The organism is Nocardia sp. NPDC020380, from assembly GCF_044386975.1.
Classification (GTDB): Bacteria; Actinomycetota; Actinomycetes; order Mycobacteriales; family Mycobacteriaceae; genus Nocardia.
In genome coordinates, this window is sequence record NZ_JBIRVQ010000013.1 from 32295 (window position 1) to 53192 (window position 20898).

The 20898-nt window shown below is 67.9% G+C and carries 21 protein-coding genes; 14 read left to right on the plus strand and 7 right to left on the minus strand.

The window, feature by feature from the left end; genetic code table 11:
* Positions 1–150: 150 nt before the first annotated feature.
* From ACH438_RS32320 to ACH438_RS32330, 3 genes are all read right to left on the minus strand, one after another.
* A complete protein-coding gene (locus ACH438_RS32320) occupies positions 151–429 on the minus strand; it encodes a hypothetical protein (RefSeq protein WP_397012155.1) in 279 nt (92 codons plus the stop codon).
* Positions 430–450: 21 nt separating this feature from the next.
* A complete protein-coding gene (locus ACH438_RS32325) occupies positions 451–981 on the minus strand; it encodes a sigma-70 family RNA polymerase sigma factor (RefSeq protein WP_397012692.1) in 531 nt (176 codons plus the stop codon).
* A 759-nt stretch (positions 982–1740) separates the two neighbouring features.
* Positions 1741–3066: a cryptochrome/photolyase family protein gene (locus tag ACH438_RS32330; RefSeq protein WP_397012158.1), complete on the minus strand. Its 1326-nt coding sequence runs from the start codon at positions 3064–3066 to the stop codon at positions 1741–1743.
* 85 nt (positions 3067–3151) lie between these two features.
* On the opposite strand from ACH438_RS32330, the gene ACH438_RS32335 reads away from it, so the two are divergent.
* The 8 genes from ACH438_RS32335 to ACH438_RS32370 all read left to right on the plus strand — a co-directional run bounded on the left by ACH438_RS32335 (position 3152) and on the right by ACH438_RS32370 (position 10439).
* Positions 3152–4462: an NAD(P)/FAD-dependent oxidoreductase gene (locus ACH438_RS32335; RefSeq protein WP_397012160.1), complete on the plus strand. Its 1311-nt coding sequence runs from the start codon at positions 3152–3154 to the stop codon at positions 4460–4462.
* Complete coding sequence (locus ACH438_RS32340; RefSeq protein WP_397012162.1) at positions 4459–5199, plus strand: DUF1365 domain-containing protein; 741 nt, start codon at positions 4459–4461, stop codon at positions 5197–5199. The genes ACH438_RS32335 and ACH438_RS32340 overlap by 4 nt, the downstream gene beginning before the upstream one ends.
* Positions 5196–6455, plus strand: a complete 1260-nt coding sequence (locus ACH438_RS32345) for a class I SAM-dependent methyltransferase (protein ID WP_397012164.1) — start codon at positions 5196–5198, stop codon at positions 6453–6455. The genes ACH438_RS32340 and ACH438_RS32345 overlap by 4 nt, the downstream gene beginning before the upstream one ends.
* A complete protein-coding gene (locus ACH438_RS32350; RefSeq protein WP_397012166.1) occupies positions 6452–7726 on the plus strand; it encodes a class I SAM-dependent methyltransferase in 1275 nt (424 codons plus the stop codon). The genes ACH438_RS32345 and ACH438_RS32350 overlap by 4 nt, the downstream gene beginning before the upstream one ends.
* Before the next feature lie 16 nt (positions 7727–7742).
* Positions 7743–8528 carry a DUF1295 domain-containing protein gene (locus tag ACH438_RS32355; RefSeq protein WP_397012168.1) on the plus strand — a complete coding sequence of 262 codons (786 nt, stop codon included), beginning with the start codon at positions 7743–7745 and terminating at the stop codon, positions 8526–8528.
* A gap of 149 nt (positions 8529–8677) precedes the next feature.
* Positions 8678–9340, plus strand: coding sequence for an ECF RNA polymerase sigma factor SigK (gene sigK, locus ACH438_RS32360; protein ID WP_397012170.1), 663 nt, complete (start codon positions 8678–8680; stop codon positions 9338–9340).
* On the plus strand, positions 9333–10046 hold the full coding sequence (locus tag ACH438_RS32365) for an anti-sigma factor domain-containing protein (RefSeq protein ID WP_397012172.1): 714 nt from the start codon (positions 9333–9335) through the stop codon (positions 10044–10046). Before sigK ends, ACH438_RS32365 begins: the two co-directional genes overlap by 8 nt.
* A 96-nt stretch (positions 10047–10142) precedes the next feature.
* Positions 10143–10439: a pyridoxamine 5'-phosphate oxidase family protein gene (locus ACH438_RS32370; RefSeq protein WP_397012174.1), complete on the plus strand. Its 297-nt coding sequence runs from the start codon at positions 10143–10145 to the stop codon at positions 10437–10439.
* 7 nt (positions 10440–10446) lie between these two features.
* Here the strand turns inward: ACH438_RS32370 and ACH438_RS32375 are convergent, their stop codons facing one another.
* The gene (locus tag ACH438_RS32375) at positions 10447–10884 is read right to left on the minus strand and encodes a heme-binding protein (protein ID WP_397012176.1); all 438 of its coding nucleotides are present in this window, start codon (positions 10882–10884) and stop codon (positions 10447–10449) included.
* Between the two features lie 96 nt (positions 10885–10980).
* On the opposite strand from ACH438_RS32375, the gene ACH438_RS32380 reads away from it, so the two are divergent.
* The 4 genes from ACH438_RS32380 to ACH438_RS32395 all read left to right on the plus strand — a co-directional run bounded on the left by ACH438_RS32380 (position 10981) and on the right by ACH438_RS32395 (position 14448).
* Positions 10981–11760 carry a lysophospholipid acyltransferase family protein gene (locus tag ACH438_RS32380; RefSeq protein ID WP_397012178.1) on the plus strand — a complete coding sequence of 260 codons (780 nt, stop codon included), beginning with the start codon at positions 10981–10983 and terminating at the stop codon, positions 11758–11760.
* 127 nt (positions 11761–11887) lie between these two features.
* Entirely contained in the window at positions 11888–12463 is a 576-nt protein-coding gene (locus ACH438_RS32385) for a hypothetical protein (protein WP_397012180.1), read from the plus strand.
* A 102-nt stretch (positions 12464–12565) separates the two neighbouring features.
* On the plus strand, positions 12566–13735 hold the full coding sequence (locus ACH438_RS32390) for an MlaD family protein (RefSeq protein ID WP_397012182.1): 1170 nt from the start codon (positions 12566–12568) through the stop codon (positions 13733–13735).
* A gap of 212 nt (positions 13736–13947) precedes the next feature.
* Positions 13948–14448 carry a L,D-transpeptidase gene (locus tag ACH438_RS32395; protein ID WP_397012184.1) on the plus strand — a complete coding sequence of 167 codons (501 nt, stop codon included), beginning with the start codon at positions 13948–13950 and terminating at the stop codon, positions 14446–14448.
* A gap of 73 nt (positions 14449–14521) precedes the next feature.
* On the opposite strand, the gene ACH438_RS32400 is transcribed toward ACH438_RS32395, so the two are convergent.
* Positions 14522–14923 carry an SgcJ/EcaC family oxidoreductase gene (locus ACH438_RS32400; protein WP_397012186.1) on the minus strand — a complete coding sequence of 134 codons (402 nt, stop codon included), beginning with the start codon at positions 14921–14923 and terminating at the stop codon, positions 14522–14524.
* Positions 14924–14985: 62 nt separating this feature from the next.
* Here ACH438_RS32400 and ACH438_RS32405 point away from each other — a divergent pair, with 62 nt between their 5' ends.
* A complete protein-coding gene (locus tag ACH438_RS32405; RefSeq protein ID WP_397012694.1) occupies positions 14986–16002 on the plus strand; it encodes a sigma-70 family RNA polymerase sigma factor in 1017 nt (338 codons plus the stop codon).
* A gap of 9 nt (positions 16003–16011) precedes the next feature.
* Here ACH438_RS32405 and ACH438_RS32410 read toward each other — a convergent pair whose 3' ends face one another.
* The gene (locus ACH438_RS32410; RefSeq protein ID WP_397012188.1) at positions 16012–19026 is read right to left on the minus strand and encodes an AAA family ATPase; all 3015 of its coding nucleotides are present in this window, start codon (positions 19024–19026) and stop codon (positions 16012–16014) included.
* A gap of 101 nt (positions 19027–19127) precedes the next feature.
* Here ACH438_RS32410 and ACH438_RS32415 point away from each other — a divergent pair, with 101 nt between their 5' ends.
* The gene (locus ACH438_RS32415; protein WP_397012190.1) at positions 19128–20279 is read left to right on the plus strand and encodes an epoxide hydrolase family protein; all 1152 of its coding nucleotides are present in this window, start codon (positions 19128–19130) and stop codon (positions 20277–20279) included.
* Here the strand turns inward: ACH438_RS32415 and ACH438_RS32420 are convergent.
* Complete coding sequence (locus tag ACH438_RS32420; RefSeq protein WP_397012192.1) at positions 20273–20896, minus strand: TetR/AcrR family transcriptional regulator; 624 nt, start codon at positions 20894–20896, stop codon at positions 20273–20275. The two genes, ACH438_RS32415 and ACH438_RS32420, sit on opposite strands and share 7 nt — an antisense overlap.
* Positions 20897–20898: the final 2 nt, after the last annotated feature.

The window sequence follows — 20898 nt, forward strand, 5'->3', positions numbered from 1 at the left end:
CATCGCTGCAACACTCCTGTAGGAAATCGAACAGACTGGTCGGCTGGATTGGTCTGTGATCGAACTAATTCCAGATCTTGATAACTGGACGGACGCTAAGGAGCGTTCCACGTCCCTCCGGAGCCGCGATTCACGAACTCCGGTGCCCCATCAGGCGAGCCGCGAGAGGATATCGACCGCCCGCCGCACCCTATCCTCCAATTCCGCTGGGGGCGGGCAGGAATCGCCGGAGGTGAGGTCGGCCAGCGTGGCGTACAGCGCCGCGACGCGGCGGTCGAAGGCGCGGGCCCGGCACGGATCGAGCCGGGCACGCCGAGAGGCGATCGCCCGGCGTTCCGGCTCGGTAAGAAGGTCCAGCACAAAGGCATCGGCCAGCTCGGCCAGGGTCCGGCCGCCTAGATCATCCTCGGCAGACTCGTCATTGGTCATCCCGCGTCACTCCCCGGAAGGTCATTGCGTATCACTCCCCAGCAAACAGTCAGCCAAGCGCTTGAGGCCGTCTCTGATTCGCGTCTTCACGGTGGGCACCGGCGCCCCGAGATGGGCCGCCACCTCCGAATACGTGCGGCCACCGTAATAGGCCAGGGCGATCGTCTCCCGCTGCAACGGCGTCAGCACATCCAGGCAGTTCAGCACCGCCGCCTCATCGTGACTCTGCTCCACCTCCTCGAGCACGACATCGCGATCCTGGCCCAGATGCAGGTGCCCGAAAGCGATTTCGCGATCGATGGCCGAGCGGTCGATCCGGATGCGATCGACCGCGCGACGATGGGTCAGCATCATCAGCCACCCCATCGGACTGGATATGCCGGCGTCATAGCGGCTCGCCAGCGCCCAGGTCTGCAGGTACACCTCCTGCGTGACCTCCTCGGCGGTGAAACGATTGCCGAGCATCCGCACCGCGAGCCCGAAAACGCGGTGACTGGTCAGTCGATACAACTCCGTGAACGCCGCACGATCGCCCACACCGACCGCAACCACCAATTCGGTCAGGCGACGGGTCAACTCGTCATCGCGGTCCGGCCGCTCGCTCGGACACGAAGGCGCAGCGCCCGCTTCGGCGCCGGTGTCTCGTAATCGCGGGACGATCGGCCGATTGTCATCATCACTCACACCGGCACCCACTCACATGCACTGTCGGCCCCCTCCTTGTCCGCCGATCAGAATGCGGACATGAACCCAGCAGCCGTCCCCGCGCTTGTTTCGACGAGGCGGCATAAACCTTCGAAAACGCTGGAACGCTGGAACTTTTCACGGTCAACTGGTCACTCGAAAAAGAAGTTCCGGTGGCACCGGCCGCACTTGAAGGGTTTCGAACAGACCCCTCGAGCGGTTTGGTCCCACCCGTGCCAATCTCGACAGATGGGACACCTGGCCCATTCGGGCCGCACGGTTACACCGGGCACGAACCGCCCGAAGCACCCGGGATTACGGGCCGCTCCACGGCAAGGCGGATCGCACACAACAGAACTGGACCGAACCTGCCTGTCGACGTTGGCGTACCCATAGCTCTCGACCGTACCGATAGCGACTGACTACCACTAGAACGTTACACGGCGTGTTTCCCCGGACGAACGAGAGTTATGTGAAACGAGCGTCGCACACGGGTGTGAAACAGAGTCGAGGACAATGGGATTCGTCGCGGTCCGGCAGCCGGATTGGTGGCGGGGCGAAGTTCTTTCCGGGGATTTCCAAAATCCGTGCACGGCAGGGTCTCTCGCTGCCGTGCGCAAATCGTCCTCACATTCCGTTAAATTCGACTATCGGCGGCGGATAGTCGCCGGCGAGCATGCCCGCCCGCCACGGCCGATGGATTTCCGCGCCCGGCAATTCCGCGAGTTCAGGCAGCCAGCGCCGCACGTACTCGCCCTCCGGGTCGAAACGGTCGGCCTGCCGCAGCGGATTCAGCACCCGACTCGATCGCGTGTCGGTGCCCGTGCCCGCCATCCACTGCCAATTCATCCGATTGTTCGCGATATCGGCATCCACCAGCCAGCGCTCGAAATGCCGGGCTCCACCGCGCCAGTCCACGCGCAGCGTCTTGACCAGGAAACTCGCGGCAACGAGCCGGGCCCGGCCGGGCATCCAGCCCTCCGCCAGCAACTGCCGCATGCCCGCGTCGACCATCGGATAGCCGGTGCGCCCCGCCCGCCAGGCCGCCACGGCATGCGGATCGGTCCGCCACGGCTCGTAGGCGGCCCGATAATCGACATCGGCGACTTCCGGCCGATCCGCCAGCACCTGGTGGTAGAAATCGCGCCAGGCCACCTGACGGACGAAGGCGTGCCCGCCGGCATCGGAGGCATCGGTGCGCGCCACCACCTCCGCCGGGGACAGGCAACCGAAGTGCAGATACGGCGACAATCCGGACGTACCGTCGGCGGCGGGCAGGTCCTTGGTCCGCTCGTAGTGGGTCACCGGACCGGAAAGCCAGTGTTCCAGCAATTTTCGGCCGGTGCTCTCGCCACCGACCGACAATTGGGGCGAACCCGGACCATCGCACAATTCGGCCGGATCGGGCAGGGGCAGGCTGTCGACCCGCGGCACGGTCAGCCGGTCGGGTGGCGGCAGCGGACGCCGCATCGGCGTGTCCAGCCAGCGCCGGAAGTACGGCGTGAAGATCGCGTAGTGGCTGCGACCGGTATCGGGCAGCACCGCGCCGGGATCCACGGCGGTGATCGAGGCGGTGTGGGTGTGCAGGTGGCAATCGAGGGTCGAAAGCCGTTGCCGCAGTGCCGACTCGCGGCCGGAGCTGTAGGTGGTGACGTCGGCGGCCATGTGCACGCTCTGTGCGCCCGCCTGCCGCGCCACCTGTTCCACCTCGTCCGCTACCCGTCCGTGCCTGATGATCAACCGACCACCTCGTGCCCGTAGCTCGGCATCGAGTTCGCTCAGTGCCGCGATCAGGAAACGCACCCGGTTGGGCGCCTGCCGGACCTTGGTCAACAGCTCGGTATCGAGGACGAACAGCGGCACCACCTGCTCGGCTTCCCGGAACGCCCCGGTCAATGCCGGATTGTCGTGAACTCGCAGATCCCGCGTGAACAACACGATCGAAACGGCCATGGGCCCACCCTAGGCACGGCAAGATCCCCTCGATTCACACCCCGCGGGGACCAAACCCGGCCCGGCGGCACATCGAAATCGAGATATGGAACGCGGTCGACGGGAAGTCGCGGTCATCGGCAGCGGCGTCGCGGGGCTCACGGCCGCCTACGTCCTGGCCATGCGCGATCACGTGACGCTCTACGAACAGGACGGGCGGCTCGGCGGGCATGCGCACACCCACGAGGTGGAGTTCGCGCCCGGGCAACGGGTGTGCGTCGATGCCGGGTTCATCGTGCACAACGACCGCACCTACCCCACTCTGCTGCGGCTGTTCGCGGAACTCGGCGTGCAGACCCGGGCCACGGATATGTCGATGTCGGTTCGCGCCGATGCCGCCGGACTCGAATATGCGGGAGCCAAGGGGCTGCCGGGACTGTTCCCCGCCCCGCGCATGCTGGCCCGGCCGCGGTATCTGCGCATGCTGGGCGAGATCCCTCGCTTTCACCGGGCCGCGCGAAAGCTGTTGCAGGAAGCGGACTCCGAGATCACGCTCGCCGAATTCAGCAGGCAGCAGCGGTTCAGCGACTACTTCACCGAGTACTTTCTCGATCCGCTGGTGGCGGCGGTGTGGTCGTGTGAGGCGCGACTGGCCGGAGAGTATCCGGCGCAGTATCTGTTCCGGTTTCTCGAGCATCACGGGATGCTGACCGTGTACGGATCACCGACCTGGCGGACCGTTGTCGGCGGTTCCGCGCGCTATGTGGAGAAAGTCGCCGCTCGCATCGACGAGATCCACACCGGGACAAGAGTGCTCGCGGTGGCGGAGCGGGACGACGGGGTGATGATCACCGCGGGCGGGAGTGCGCGGCGCTTCGATGCCGTCGTGATCGCCACTCATCCCTGGCAGGCCCTGGCCATGCTGGTCGAGCCGGATCCGCTCACGAGCGCGGTGCTCGGGTCCATGCCGTATTCGGTGAATCACGCGCAGTTGCATACCGATGAGACCGTGCTGCCGCGGGCGCGGCGGGCACGCGCGTCCTGGAACTATCTGGTGCCGCCGCAGACCGGCGAGCCCACCGGGGTGACCGTCACCTACGACCTCACCCGGTTGATGGGGCTGGACCAGGTAGCCGATCGGCGGTTCCTCGTCACGCTGGGTGGTGCGCGGTTGATCGATCCGGCGCGGGTGATCGCGGAGATGACCTATGAGCATCCGATCTACACGCCCGAATCCGTGGCGGCGCAACGACTTCTGCCCACCATCGATACCGATCGGGTGGCCTTCGCCGGGGCCTACCACGGGTGGGGATTCCACGAGGACGGCGCGCTGTCCGGGGTGCGCGCCGCCGAACGGCTCGGCGGATTCTGGTCCCGTCCCACGGGCACGGGACCGCGGCAGGTGGCGGTGCGATGAGCGAACCCATGACGCCGTACCTCTACTTCACGCGGATTCATCACGCGCGCAAGGCGCCGGTGCGGCACGAGTTCGACTATCGCGGCTACAGCTGGTTCTTCGACCTGGACGCGGCGCCGCGACTGCCGCTGCCGCTGCGGCCCTTGGCGTACTTCCGCGCCGGTGATCATCTCGACGGGCCGGGCGTGAATCTGCGTGCGCGCGTGGACGATCTGCTCGCGCAGCACGGGATCGACTGTGCGGGCGGGCAGGTCACCGCGCTGATGAGCGCGCGGGCCCTCGGATACGTGTTCGATCCGCTCACCGTGTTCTGGTGTCACGGCCGCGATCGCCGGGTGCGCTGCGTCATCGCCGAGGTGCACAACACCTACGGCGAGCGGCACTCCTATGTGGTGCGGCCGGACGATCAGGGCCGCGCCGAAGTCGACAAGGAGTTCTATGTGTCACCGTTCAACCGCGTCGACGGCCGGTACGTGCTGCGGCTACCCGAGCCGACGGGCGCACTGCACCTGAGCATCACCCTGCTACGCGACGGGCAGCCGCCCTTCCATGCCGCCGTGACCGGGCATCGCGCGCCGATCACCGCTCGTACGGTCCTGCGCGCGCAAGTGCGCGCACCACTGTCTCCCTGGCTGACCTCGGCCCGGATCCGGAGACACGGAATCACGCTGTGGGCGCGGGGAATGCCCGTCGAACCACGGCCGGACGCCCTCACCTCTCGAAGGATCAGCTCGTGACCAGCTCCTGCCTCGACATCACCGGCGGCGACCTGCTGCCGCCCGTACCCACCGGCCTGCGCGCGCGATGGCGCGCCGGCGGGGCCGAATTCCTGTTCCGGCGTGCGGTTTCCCGGCTGCCCTTGCGAGTCGAACTCCCGGACGGCACTATTCTCGGCGCGGGCGCCGAGACCGAGCCGTTGCCGCGCTTGATCGTTCGCGATCCGGAGGCGTTCTTCGCGCGGGTCGGGTCACAGGGGCTGATCGGGTTCGGTGAGTCCTATACCGCGGGAGAATGGACAACGCCGGATCCCACGGCCGTGCTGACCGTGCTGGCGCAGCAGGTGACCCGGCTGATTCCCGGTGCGCTGCAACGGTTCCGGGGTGCGATGCTGCCTGCCCCGCCTGCCGCGGACGGCAGTACCGCGGCCAGCTCGCGCAGCAATATCGAGCATCATTACGACTTGTCCAACGAGCTGTTCCAGCTGTTCCTCGACGACACCATGACCTACTCGGCCGCACTGTTCGAGGATCCGGCGGCCGCCTCGTGGCGGGTGCTGGCCGCTGCGCAGCGGCGAAAGATCGATCGGATACTGGACGCCGCCGGGGTGCGGGCGGGCACGCGGGTACTCGAAATCGGTACCGGCTGGGGCGAATTGTGTGTCCGGGCGGCCGCGCGGGGTGCGATCGTGCATTCGGTGACGCTGTCCAACCGACAGCTGGAACTGGCTCGGCGGCGGGTCACGGCGGCGGGGTTCGCCGATTCGGTGTGTATCGAGTTGCGCGACTATCGCGATGTGCGCGGGGAATACGACGCCATCGTATCGATCGAGATGATCGAAGCCGTCGGATATCGTTACTGGCCCGTGTATTTCGACTGCCTGGATCAGCGGCTCGCGCCGCGTGGCCGGATTGTGTTGCAGGCCATTACGATGCCGCACGATCGGATGCTGGCGACACGGAAGACCTACACCTGGATTCAGAAGTACATCTTCCCCGGCGGATTCCTGCCGTCCACCGAGGCGATCGAGTCGACCGCGCGCCGGACCCGGCTGCGGGTGCGCGAACGCCAGTGCTTCGGTGCGCATTACGCCGAGACGCTGCTGCTCTGGCGGGAACGGTTCGACACGCGCGCGGCCGATGTCGCCGCGCTCGGGTTCGACGGGACGTTCCGGCGCCTGTGGCAGTTCTATCTCGCCTATTCCGAGGCCGGGTTCCGGTCCGGGTATCTCGATGTCCAGCAGATCGTGCTCGACCGGCCCGAGGAGCAGCGGTGAACGTGGCGACGCGACTCGAGACGGCACTGCGGCCGCTGCTGCGCGGGCCGTTACCGGTGCGGCTGGACGCGTGGGACGGCAGTACCGCCGGGCCTGCGGAGGCGCCGCGGGTCGTGCTGAGCAGTCCGCGGGCGTTGCGCCGGATCCTTTGGCATCCGGTCGAACTCGGGGCCGCGCAGGCGTACGTGACCGGGGAGATCGATGTCGACGGCGATCTCGGTGCGGCGCTGACGCTCGCTTGGCGGACCGTGTCTCAGCGCGGGTTGCCGCGGGTGCGGGCGCGCGATATGGCGCGGCTGGCGCTGGCCGTCGCGCGGGTGGGTGCGCTCGGCACGCCGCCGCCGGCGCCGGTGACCCAGGCGCGGTTGCGTGGACGGCGCAACGAACAGCCGCGCGATCGGGCGGCCATCAGCCATCATTACGACACGTCCAACGACTTCTACTCGCTGCTATTGGATCCGGCCATGGCTTACTCGTGCGGCTACTTCCGGGACGGCATGCCCGCCGAATACGGTTCCGGGCTCGCCGCGGCGCAGCGCGACAAGCTGGATCTGGTGTGCGACAAGCTCGAATTGCGGCCGGGGTCACGGCTGTTGGATGTCGGGTGCGGGTGGGGGTCGCTGAGTCTGCACGCGGCGGAGTATTACGGGGCCGAGGTCGTCGGGATCACTATTGCCGCGGCGCAACGCGACTACATCACCGGGCGGATCGCGCAGCGCGGGCTCGGGAATCGGGTGCGGGTGGAACTGCTCGACTATCGGGATCTCACCGAATCGGGGTTCGATGCGGTCGCCTCGCTGGAGATGGGTGAGCATGTGGGAGAACGCAATTACTCCCGTTATGCGCGCGCCCTGCACGATGCCGCCGCACCAGGTGCGCCGGTGCTGATCCAGCAGATGTCGCGGCACGGACGGCATCCCGGCGGCGGGCCGTTCATCGAATCGTTCATCGCGCCCGATATGGCCATGCGGCCGGTGGGCGACACCATCGCCCGATTGGAGGATGCCGGGCTGGAGTTGCGCGGGGTGCAGGCGCTGCGCGAGCACTACGTGTGGACCGCGCACGGCTGGCTGCGGCGGCTCGAAGAGCGCTGGGACGATGCGGTCGCGCTGCTCGGCGCCGAGGGGGCGCGCACGTGGCGGCTGTATCTGGCGGGCGGGGCGCTCGCCTTCGAGCAGGGGCGGATGGGCGTGGATCAGATCCTGTTGCGGCGGCCGGGGGCCGCGGTCACGAAACACAGTCACGAGGAGCGCGTGGTCCTCGCGCAATGAGAACGGTGTCATCGGCATGAATTGGCAAGTGGAACTGGAGATCTGGCTCGCGGCGGCGGGCGGGCTGGCCGTGCTGCAGGGCGTCACCTTCACGGTGGGGCGGCGGCTGAGGCGGTACAACGTCGTCGACATCGTGTGGGGTCCGGGGTTCGTGCTCGTGGCCGTGATCGCGGCGCTGCTGGGCAGTGGGCCGGTCGCGCGGCGCGGGCTGCTGCTCGCCCTGGTGGCGGTATGGGGTGTGCGGCTCGGCGGGTATCTGCTGCGGCGGACGGCCGGGCACGGTGAGGATCCGCGGTATGCGCGGCTGCTGGATCGGTACGGGCGGTCGCCGGGGGTGGTGATCCGGCGGATCTTCCTCACGCAGGCGATCGCGCAGTGGGTGATCTCGCTGCCGATCCAGGTGTCGGCGGCAGCCGGGCCTACGCGCGGCTTCGGGTGGGTCGCCGCCGTGGCCGGCGTGGTGGTGTGGCTGACCGGGTTTCTCTTCGAATCGGTGGGTGATCGGCAGCTGGCTCGGTTCAAGGCCGATCCAGCCAATCGTGGCGTCATCATGGATCGGGGGCTGTGGGCATGGACTCGGCATCCGAACTACTTCGGGGATTTCTGCGTGTGGTGGGGGTTGTGGCTGATCGCGGCGAGCGCCTGGCCGGGGGTGCTGACCGTGTTCGCGCCGCTGATCATGTCGTATCTGCTGATTCGCGGGACGGGGGCGCGGCTGCTCGAGCGTTCGATGCGGGATCGGCCGGGGTACGGCGAGTATCGGGCGCGGACGTCGCAGTTCTTTCCGAGGCCGCCGAGATGAGTGGCGAATTCGGGCAGTCCGACCCGCGTCCGCAACACGAAGTACTTCTCATGACTCGGCGAACAGCACTAGTCTCCGAGTCAGCCTCCGGCATCGATTCGGATCATCACAGCTACCGCTCGTACCCCTACTTACGGAGACACAGCGCTATGGCGGATGAACGCCGCTTCCTTTCGGTCGGGTCCGACCACGGCGGTGAGCGCGTCGGCGAACCGGACGCTTGTCCGGCGCAGCGGGCGACACCCGACCCGGAGGTGGCACGCCGGCTCGCCGCATTGCTGCATGCCGTCGCCGGGGGTGATCGTGAGGCCTTCACCCAGTTCTATCGCTCCACGCACGATCGCGTGTACGGGCTGGCGCTGCGGATTCTGCGGCGGCCGGCCAGCGCGGAGGAGGTCGCCCAGGAGGTGTACCTCTATGTGTGGAATACCGCGGCCCAGTACGACGTCCGGCTGGCCAGTCCGATCGGCTGGCTCATGATGCTGACCCATCGCCGGTCCATCGACCGGGCGCGCGTCGACTCCGCGAGTATCACCAGGGATCTCGCCTACGGGCACCGGCAGCTCGGCCGCGACCACGACATCGTCGCCGAAACCGTCGGCCAGCGCTCCGACGAGCGCGCCGTCGTCGAATGCCTGGCCACCCTCACCGACACCCAGCGCGAAACCGTCGCCCTCGCCTACTACGGCGGCCGCACCTACGCCGAAGTGGCCGAACACCTAGGCATCCCGCTCAATACGGTCAAAACCCGCATCCGAGACGGCCTCAAACGACTCCAGAACTGCCTGACAGGATCGATGCGCGATGCCTGACATCCACCCCCACACCGACCTCCCCGACCTCGCCTACCCCTACGCCCTCGACGCGCTCTCCGACCAGGACCGCCGCGCAGTCGAACACCTCCTCACCCAAGCCGACGAACCCACCGCCACCGCCTTCCGCACCACAGTCCACGACCTCCGAGAAACCCTCGCCGCCCTGACCGTCGTAGACAAAGTCCCCGCCCCACCCACCCTCGAAGCCAAACTCGACAGCGCCATAACCGCCCAATCCCGCCCCGCACCCCGTGGCGCAAACCGTTCCCGCCGCTGGCTCGCGGCGGCAGCCGCGGCCGCCATCCTCGCAGGCGCCGGCGCCGGAATCGCCATCTACCACAACCAATCCCACCCCACCGGAATCACCGCCGAACAGGTCCTGAAAAACGCCGACGCCACAGAATCAACAACCCCCCTGACGGGCGGCGGCACCATCACAGTCCACACCTCCCACCAATTGGACGCCACCGTAATAACTTTCACCGCCCTCCCCCAACCCCCCACCGCCCACACCTACCAACTCTGGCTCATCCCCCCGAACGGCACCCCCAAACCCGCCGGCCTCCTCACCACAATCCCCACCCCCACCACCCCCCTCCTCCTCCGAGTAGGCAACGCCCACCAACTAGCCCTCTCCGTCGAACCCACCGGCGGCTCCCCCGCCCCCACCACCACCCCCCTGGTAGCAGTCCCTCTGACCTGACCGCGCTCCACAGCTCCGGCGTCGTCAGGGGGCGGTGCGGGCGGCGCCGGGGCCGGGGAGGGGGTCGATGTTGGTGGCGTGCATGGGGTGGTGGCAATGAGTGCAGTGGAGGGTGGGGGTGGAGATTTGGTTGCAGGTGTGGTGGCGGTAATTGTGATGCTGACCGGGCCGCAGTCGCGGAAGGCGCGGAATCTGCGGCGGGATCCGCGGGTCGCCTTGTCGCTGGTGGCGCCCGACAATCCGTTCCAGCCGATCATGATCCGGGGCAAGGTCGTCGAATGGATCGACGGCGATGCGGGGTGGGCGATCGTCGACCGGATCGCGGAGAAGTACATCGGCGGACCGTATTCGCGGGAGGCGGAACGCGTCGCGATCCTCATCGAGCCCGAGTAACGCCGGTTCACTCTGCGCGAGAACGGCTTTCGCGCCACCGATCCACGGCGGTCTGCACGGCCTCCTCGTCTTCGAGCGCGTGAGCCCCGGAGGCCCCCGCCGCGCCGAGGATCACCCCGTTCTCGGTGACCAGGACCCCGCCGGCGAACGGAATGAAATCACCGTCGTACAGGTGCTGGATGCTGTCGACGATCGGGCCGGGAAGTTTGAGATCACCGGATGGCCGCAGAGTCAGTAATGCGCTGCGCGCCTTGGCCACCGCGATCCGGCTCGTCATCGGCATCCCCCCGTCCGCGCGGCGCAGCACGATCACCGCGCCGCTCACATCGGTCACCGCCACCGCCAGCGGCGGGAACTGGCGTTCGGCGGCAACCTCCAGCGCGGAGGCCACCAGCCGATCCGCATCGGCCAGCGTGAGTCCGGGAAGGCGAGGAGTTTCGATCATGTAATCGAGCCTAGCCACCGACCGATCCTCTCGATGCGGACAATCGGTGCGATAGGCTCCGGCTGCGGCAGGCGGATCTACAGGAGTGTTGTGAGCATGGTGCGCGAACCCGTATTCGATGTGCTGACCGGGCTGGTCCACGGCGTCTTCCGGGCGCAGGGCCTGCGGGTCGATATCGCCGGGCAGGAGCATATTCCGCGCACCGGCGGCGCCGTGCTGGCCGTGAACCACACCGCGTACCTGGATTTCATGGAGGTCGGCCTGGTGGGCCGCCGCTCCGGCCGCAACGTCCGCTACATGATGAAGGCCGAGCTCGAGCACGGCATCGTCGGCTGGCTCATGAAGCACTGCAAGGCGATCGGCGTGGACCGCCGCCACGGCGCGGAATCCTATGAGCGCGCGGTGACGGCCCTGCGCGACGGCGAGATCGTGGTGGTCTACCCGGAGGCGACCATCAGCCGCAGCTTCGAACTCAAGGAATTCAAGTCCGGCGCGGCCCGCATGGCCATCGAATCGGGTGCGCCGATCGTCCCCATGACGATCTGGGGCGCCCAGCGCATCTGGACCAAGGACATCCCGAAACAGCTCGGCCGCAATCACTTCCCGATCCACATCCGCATCGGCGAGCCCATCGCGGTACCCGCCGCCGAGGTCACCACCCCCGCGGCCGATGCCCTGACCGCCGAACTGCACACGCGCATGGCGGATCTGCTGACCCTCGCCCAGCAGGGCTACGAACTGCCGCCCGGCGCCCCCTGGGTGCCCGCGCGACTCGGCGGCAGCGCACCGACTCCGGAACGGGCCACGGTGCTGGATCGCGAGGAACTGGCCCGCCGCCGCGCCGCCGCCGAACGCAAGGCGGGCAGAACAGCCTGACACTCGGGGGCGCAGTCACGATCAGGGGAACATGATGAGGCAAGACGGCATCGTACGGTTCAGCCAGGACGGACACTGGGACCGCGACGTGCAGGTCCTGCTGCAACATGTGAGAAGCGAAGCGGTCGTGGCTGTTTCGAATCCGACCCGATCGGATGATCATCTGCGGCTCGGCCAGCTGGTGGTCGGTGATCTGCTCGCGCACGGCAAGCGGGTGCGGCTGTTGTACTCCCCCGGCTACTTGGAGACGCGGGATCGCCAACCGCTGCTGCGGCATTCATCGCTGGGCGCGCAGATCCGGATCACCGACAACGACTTCCACAATGCGCTGATCCTGGATCGCCGGGTGGCGGTGCTGTGGAGCGGGGCCGGCGCCGAACAGCCGTACGCCTATCTCATCCGCGATCCCGCACTCCTACGAGCACTGCACCAGTTCGCCGTACTCGCCTGGCAGTCCGCGGGCGGACTCACCGATCACCTGAATCCGCTGCGCGCCGAGCTCGGTGAGACCGGCCGGAAGGTGCTCCGCACGCTCGAACTCGGCCTCATCGATGAGGCCGCCGCCCGCCGCCTCGGCATGTCGCTGCGCACCTACCGCCGGCACGTCGCCGATCTCATGGATCGGCTCGGCGTGCAGACCCGGTTCCAAATCGGGATGCGCGCAGCCGAACTCGGTCTGCTGGGACGCGCCCGCGAGCTCTGACGGCCGTCCCGATCACGGCTGTGGTTAGATAGCCCGCAGTTTCGCCAAGAGTTTGCTATGCCTCGAATCTGTTGTCCGTGATCGGCGGTGAAGGCGGGCCTTTTGAGCATTTTGCGGGAGCACAAGACGCTGTTCGCGAATCTCACTCTCATTGTTCTGTTATTGGTCGGCGCGGCCTATCTGCTGGTGGATGTGGCGCGCGTGAAACCGTTCTCGGGCACCTATACGGTGACCGTGCAACTGGACCAATCCGGCGGGCTGCAGCCGGGTAATGACGTGACCTGGCGCGGTTTCCGGGTCGGCGCGATCAAATCCATCCAGATCACCGGCGACGGCTCCGCGATCCAGGCGGTCACCCAGATCGATGATCAATACCGGATCCCGGCCGATACGCTCGTGCATGTCGGCAATCTGTCGGCCGCCGGTGAGCAGTACCTCGACTTCCGGCCCAATACCGACCGGCCTCCGTATCTGCGTGACGGCCAGGTGATCCCGTTCAATCCGGACAAAATCACCACGCCCACCCAGATCTGGGACACTCTGGCCAATACGAACGACCTCATCGCACAGATCGATCCCAACAAGTTCCAGTCCATCCTCAGCAATCTCGACACCGCGCTGAGCGGCGGACCAGACCAATTGCGCGGCCTCATCAACGGCCTCAGCATTGCCGCCGCGGGCCTGGATCATCTGCTGCCGCAGACCGTGAACCTGATCCACAGCCTGGAATCCATCGCCGGCACCACATCGATGGCCCAGCCCGATCTCGGCACGCTGACCCGCAATTCGCAGACCCTCATCGAGCAGGCCGACGCCGCCAATTCCGAGCTCCGGCAACTACTCGACCGCGCGCCCGGCCAGCTCGCCCTCTTCGACCGGATCCTCAACCGCAATATGGATCCGATCCAGCAGCTGGCCACCACCATGGACGCGATCGTGAAGGCCGCGCTGGTGCGGCTGCCCGCGATCAGCGCCCTGTTCCCGGCGCTGGTGGTCGGCACCTCCGCCATGGGAGTTCCGGCGCACGACAACGAGTTCTACACCATCGTGGACATCTGGCCGCGCCCGTTCTGCCAGTACAGCACCAAGCCCACGGCCCAATACGTGGTGCAGGACGGCACCTTCGGCCGCTGGCACTACTGCGAGAATCCGCCGCCGGGACAGCAGATCCGCGGTTCGTCGAACGCGCCGCGCCCGGACGTGCCGAACAATGGCGCGCAGATGCCGGCCGGAGCCGACCCGAATGCGCGCACAATGCTGCCCGTCCGGTGATTTCCGGAAGTTTGCCAGGCCATCCGACACGCCCGGCCGCACGGACGGCGCGCCCGTCGCGAGCCGATCCCGCGAATCCGCGATCGCACCCGCCAGAATGATCTTCGGTACCTCCATAGTGGTCCCGATGCTTGTGCCAACGAGATGTCCCTTCGCCCTGACAGGCGGTATCACCAGGGTGGCGGGCCAAGGCTAGGAGAGGTCAGAACTCGATGATGAGCAAGCGTTCCCTCGGGTGGGCGGCGCTGGCCGGCGTCGCCACCGCCGGACTCGCGACGGCGCCCGCGCAAGCAGAACCGTTGTGGCCGGGCGGGCCCGATATCGGCACGCCCGCGATCGTGCAGACCGTCACGCCGGACGCCGTGAGCGCACCGTGCTCGAACCAGGCGCGCGCCTGCCTGAAGCTGGGCACCAATGAGGCCTGGCTGATGGACAACGGCAAGGTGATCTTCGGCGCGACGCCGATCTCGCACGGCATGCCCGGCTTCGAGACGCCGCCGGGCGTGTTCCATGTGGCGTTCAAGGAGCCGTTTCACTGGAGCACCATGCACAACGCTCCGATGGAGTACGCGGTGTTCTTCAACGGCGACATCGCCTTCCACATCGGACCGGTGGACAAGAAGTCGCACGGCTGCATCCGGATGACGCCGGACGGGGCACGCGAGTTCTTCAACTACCTCAACCCCGGCGACGTGGTCGAGGTCGTGCCGTAAACCGCAGGTCACCTGCGGCAAGCGAGATGCGGGCCCGCCCAGCGAAAGCTGGGCGGGCCCGGCTCTTTCCGGATCAGCCCGCGGTGTACTGGTGCGAGGTGAGCAGCCAGCGGCCGTCGCGACGGATCATGACCCAGGTGGCAACGCCCCAACGGTCTTCCGGAACATCGGATTCGCCGGCCATGACAACGGCGCTGCGGCTCACCACGATTGCGGTGTCCGGGTTGGGGAAACGGATGTTCTGCACCTCGTCGAGGACGTGCGAATCGTGCAGCGGGCCCGCGAAGGCCGCCGCCATCCGGAGGCGCGCGGCCTCCCTGCCGACGGTGAAGTTGCCCGGACCCACCGTGGTGGCGTCCGGGTCGTATTCGGCGACGAAGGTGTCCGCGTCATTGGCCACCCAGGATCGGTACACGCCGTCGATGATGTTCAGCACGGCGGTCTCCTCGGGGGTGCGCACGATGGTGTCGCTCATGGTGTACTCCTGTGTCCGATCCGCCGGAGGTCGGCGGGCTCACGAGTACCTACCGGCGGAGGCTGCCGGATTCATCGCGGGGGCGTACAAAAGTTCCCAGGACCCGAACGAGGAGCACGTCCATGGTGGTGAGCGACGATTTCGCGGTACGCACCGCGCCGTATCGGCGGGAGTTGCTGGCGCACTGCTACCGCATGCTGGGCTCGGTCCACGACGCCGAGGACCTGGTACAGGAAACCCTGCTCCGCGCCTGGCGCGCCCGCGACGGCTACGACGAGAGCCGGGCGTCGATGCGGACCTGGCTGTACCGCATCGCGACCAATGCCTGCTTGAACGCCCTCGAACAACGCAACCGGCGGCCACTGCCCGCCGGATTGGGCGGGGAACCGTACGACGATCCGCGCGAGGCGCTGGTCCACGGTGGCGAAGCGGCTTGGCTGCAGCCCATTCCGGATGCGCTGATCGGCGATCCGGCCGAGGTGATCGCGACCCGGGGGCGGTTGCGGCTGGCCTTGGTGGCTGCCATGCAACAACTTTCGGCGCGCGAGCGGGCTGCTCTCGTCCTGCGCGAGGCACTCGACTGGCCCGCCGCGCAGATCGCGGAGGCGCTGGACCTGACACCGGCGGCGGTCAACAGCGCATTACAGCGGGCGCGGAAAACCCTGAGCCAGAGTGGAATCCGAGAGGACGATGTCACCGAGGGCCCCGACCAGCGCAGTGTCGTCGACCGGTATATGACGGCATTCCGCGCAGCGGATCTCAACGCCTTGGAGAAGCTTCTGGCCGACGACGTCGTGATGGAGATGCCGCCCTTCCTCAATTGGTACCTGGGCCGGCGCGACTACATCGGCTTCATGGCCCGCGTTTTCGAGACCAGCGGCGAGGATTGGCGAGTCCTGCCGGTGGGCGCGAACGGCCAGCCCGCCTTCGCCGCCTACGTCGCCGATCCGGCGGGCGGCTATGCCCTGCACACGCTGCAGATCTTCACCGTCATCGGCGACCGGATCAGTCGCAACACCGTCTACCGGGACGACGAGATCTTCGCGCTCTTCGAACTGCAACCGCATCTGCCACAGTGACATTCACACCTAGACGAGGCCGTGGTCGCGAGCGAAGGCCGCGGCCTCGGTGCGGCTGGCGACGCCGAGTTTGGTGAGGATGCGTGAGACGTGCACACCGGCGGTGTTCACGCTGATGAACAACTCGGACGCGAGCCCCCGATTGCTCAGCCCCTTGGCGACCAGGCCCAAGACCTCACGCTCCCGTGTGGTGAGGCCGTAGGTGCGTAATTCACCGTTCCCCTGTGGTTTCGGGTCCTCGCGTGCCGGATCTTCCTTCAGAATCCCGGCGCGAGCCCCGAACTGCGCAGCAGCCTCGGCCAGCGGTTCGGCCCCCAGGCGGACGGCGATCTCCATGGCCGCTCGAAGATCGGTAGCCGCGTTGTTCCGATCCCGCACCGCCACAGCCGATTCGGCCGCCGCGAGCAGGCACCGCGCCTCGTCGAAGGGCTGCTCCAGTTCCCGCCATGCCGCCGCGGCGGTCTTCCAGTGCGCCACAGAGTCTTCTCGGTAGGCGGCGAAGACGGCATGCTGCGCCACATCCACTGGCGAAGCCTGGGACAGCGATTCGGCCAACGCCAGCAGTCCGGCCGGCGCACCGGGAGTCCGCGCCGCCAGTACCACCAGCGGCCATGCCTCGTGCGGATGCGCGAGAAGCGTTGCCGCCATGCCGTCGAGGGCGTCGACCACTCCCAGCACGGCAGCCGCACCGCGCGCATCGCCCTGATCGAGGGCGAGCAGTGAGCGCAGCGCGTACAACTGCAACCGATACTGCTGCGCCCATCGACTGTCCCCCAGCAGGTGTTCGGCGACCGTCGCCTCCCGCTCGGCCGACTCCGGATTCCCCTGCGCCACCGAGATATTCGCGTACGACAGCAGCAGCGCGGCCCGGCTGAGTGGCGGCAGCTGGTCGAACTGCGTCTCGTCCACGACCGCCCGCGCCTCGCCCCATCGGCCCAGCGCGGCCAGCGACTGCGTCCATTTCACGAGCAGAATCGGCGCCGCCTCGGTGAACCGGAAGCTTTCATGCGCCGCCCGCAGCCCCTGCTGAATGACCGCGATGGCCTCACGATATCGCCCGGCGCCGTGCAGCACGGCCGACTCCCAGGTGACCACATCCAAGAGCACCCGCGCATCCCCGCCGGCCGCCGCAGCCGCATGAGCCCGCGTGAAATGATCACGCGCCGTATCGATCCGGTCGGCCGCAACCAATCCCAGCATCGCGCTGGCCCGGGCGACAACGGCGCCCGCGCCCAACTGCTCCCCCACTTCGAGCGCTGCTCCGGCCAACCGCGCGGTGCCAGCCGTGTCCCCGCCGAATATCCGGACTTGCGCCGCCTGCACCAGCGTCTCGCCGCGCTCGAGGCTCACCTCCCCCTCGGGCAGCAACTCCAGCGCCCGAGCCAGATCCGTTCCCGGCCCGGCCCCGGTACTGCTCCGCAGAAACCCCCGCTGCCGATACAACCGTGCCACGCGCTCGAGCTCGACCGCATCCGGTGTCGCGCTGGCGCCGCCACCGCCGGCGCTCGGCACCACGTCTCCGTCTCCGGCGCCGAATCCTCCAGCGCGCGAGGTACTCCCGCTACGGACGGGGCCCACCGCCTCCGACATCCGTTGCGACTCGATATCACCGGACGCGGAGGTGGGAGCGGGCGCGTGCGGGCCCGCGGGCGGAGAGTCCAGGTAGCCGGCCAGGGCGAGGGCGGCGGTGGCGGCCGCGATTCCGCGTTCGATCGCGCCACTGGCCATGGCCGTCTCGACGATCTGTTCCAGCAGTGCGAGTTTCGTGGTGCCGATGATCCGATCGGGCTCGGGGGTGTGATCCCAGAGGTCGAGGACCTGGTCGAGCAGGCGGAGGCGCTCCGGGTGCGCCGCTGGAACCGCTGGCGCCGCCTGCCAATAGGAGCTCAGGGCCAAGGGCAGGTCGCCTGCCGCGGCGGCATGGTGGGCCAGGTCGGCGGGAGACGAATCGGGCTGTGCCGCCAGGACTTCCACCAGGTGGGCGTGTATGCGGACGCGTTCGGCCGGGAGGAGATCGTCGTAGATGGCTTGGCGGATGAGGACGTGCCGGAATTCGTAGCCGGTGTCGGTGGTGAGCAAGAGCCGCCGGTCGACCAGGTCACGGAGGGCCGGGTGGAGAGCGTCGGGCGGGAGGTCGACTGCCGCATCGAGTAGGTCGTGGCGGATCGGGGCGCCGATGACGGCCCCGACGCGCAATACCGTCCGGGCATCGGCGGACAGGCCGTTCTGGAAGCCCAGCAGCAGATCGGTCAGATCCGCGGGCGCGGCCTCCGGCGCTTGTCCGAGGGCCTCCACGAACAGCGGGTTCCCGCCGCTGCGCTCATGCACCTTGGTGATGAGCATGGATTCCGGTTCGCGACCGAGGATCGCGGCGAGCTGCCGGCCGACCTCGTGGCGCGTGAGCGGTTGCAGGTCCAGCACCTGTACGCCAGGGTCGCGGCGTAGTTCCGCGACCAGACCGCGCAGCGGGCCCGCATCCCCGGGCCGGTAGGTGCAGACCAGCAGCACTTCGCCCGCGGTCAGGTTGGCGACGAGGAAGGTCAGCAGTTCGCGGCTGGCCTCGTCGGCCCAGTGCAGGTCTTCCAGGATCAGCACGACGGGCCCGGTCGCGGCGAGTTGTTCCAGCAGCGTGAGGATCTCACCGAACAAGCGCAGCCGATCGGCGTCCACCGCGGCGCCGCCGGTATGCACCGCCAACTGCGGTAGCCAGTTCGACAGCGCGGGCCGCGGCGGCAGCAGCGCGGCAACCCCTTCGACGCCGAGCTGCCGGATCAGCCCCCGCAGTACCGCGAGAAACGGCGCGAAAGCCACACCGCCGGTACCGAATTCGGGACACCGCCCGATCAGCACCGGCGTCTTCGGATCGAGTCGCCCGGTGAACTCCCCCACCAGCCGCGACTTCCCGATCCCCGCCTCGCCCGCCACCAGCACGGTATGGGTCTGCCGCGCATCGACCGCGTCCACCAGTACGGCCAGGTCGGCGCCCCGCCCGACCAGGGCGCTGCTCCCGGGAAAACTCACCACCCGCAAATCATGCCGGGTGGCACGTAAAGCGCGCAGCACGGCCACTAAATAACGAATTCTCGTGATGTGCTGACCTGGGCTTCAGCAGAAGTATCGAAGTCATGAGCGAAACAGCCATCCACCCCTTCCGCATCGACATCCCGCAGGCCGACCTGGACGATCTCCGCGCCCGCCTGACCCGCGCCCGCTGGGTCGACGAGGTCCCCGGCGCCGGATGGGAGCGCGGCGTACCGACCTCGTACCTGCGCGAGCTGGCCACGCACTGGGCCGAGAAGTTCGATTGGCGCGCAATCGAAGCGAGCCTCAACGAGCACCCGCAGTTCACCACCGAGATCGACGGGCAGCACATCCACTTCCTGCACATCCGTTCCGAGCGCGCCGATGCCACGCCGCTGCTGCTGATCCACGGCTGGCCCGGCACCCCGGCAGATTTCCTGGACCTGATCGCCCCGCTCACCGCCCCGGATGACGCCCAGGCCCCGGCCTTCCACCTGGTCATCCCGACCCTGCCGGGCCACGGTTTCTCCGGTCCCTTGACCGAAACCGGCTGGCACGACGGCAAGGTCGCGGGCGCGCTGGCCGAGCTCATGGCCCGCCTGGGCTACGACCGCTACGGCGTGCAGGGCGGCGACCACGGGGCGTTCATCGGCCCGCGCCTGGCGCGTGAGCACGCCGAGCATGTGATCGGTGTCCACGCCAATGCCCTGGTCACCTTCCCGACCGGCGATCCGGCCGATATGGCCGCGCTCTCCGAGTCCGATCACCGCCGGCTGGCGGCCATGAAGGAGTTCCAGGACAACGGTTCGGCGTATATGCAGCTGGCCGGTTCCCGCCCGGACACCCTGGCGCAGTTGCTGGCGGATTCGCCGGTGGGACAGCTCGGTTGGATCGTGGAGAAGTACAAGGAATGGACCGATGCCGCGCACGAGCTGCCGGAGCAGGCCATCGACCGCGACCGGATTCTCACCACGGTCACCATCTACTGGCTCACCGATACCGCCCGCAGCGTGTCAAATTACTACTACGAGCGCTTCCACGATGCGAGCATGTTCGCGCCCAAGCCCAAGGGTACGGTCCCGACGGGTGTCGCGGTGTTCCCCACGGCCGATTTCGCCATCCGCCGCTTCGCCGAGCGCGCGCACAATATCGTGCACTGGTCGGAGTTCTACTCCGGCGGCCACTTCCCCGCGCTGGAGGTGCCGGAGCTACTGGCCGGTGATATCCGCGAGTTCTTCGGCGCGCTGACTCACTGAGCGCGCGGCGGAACCAGGAGGCCGTCCACCACCCTGCGGATCTTGTACACCACCTCGGTGTCCCCGAGCCGCAGGGCGGTATTGCCCGAGCGCAGTACCGCGTCGATCTGGAAGGCCACGAGATCGGCGTCCAGGTCGGCGATCTCGCCGTATTCGACGGCGCGGCGCAGTTCCCGGGCCAGCAGGTCCACCCATTCCCGCTGATTGCGGAACAGCGCGTCGCGCACCGGCCCGGGCCGGCTGTCGAATTCGGCGAGGTTCGCCACCTGGAAGCAGCCGCCGGTGAAGACCGGCTGCTCGACATAGTCGAGCCAGCGGTCGATGAAGGCCCGCAAGCGTTGCACGCCACGGGGTTCCGCGCGGGCGGGCCCGGTCACCGAGTCGATGAAGACGGTGCGCGCGTGGTCGATGGTGGCCAGTTGCAGGGTTTCCTTGGTGCGGAACAGGGTCTGGATGCCGGCCTTGCTGAGTCCGGTCTCGGTGGCGAGGCGGCCGAAGCTCAAGCCTTCCAGGCTGTCCAGGGAGGCGATGTCGACGGCCTTGGTGAGCACCGCCTGCCGGGTCCGCGAGCCGCGCAGCAGGCGCTTGTCGGTGATCTCGCCCGCGGCACTGTCCATAC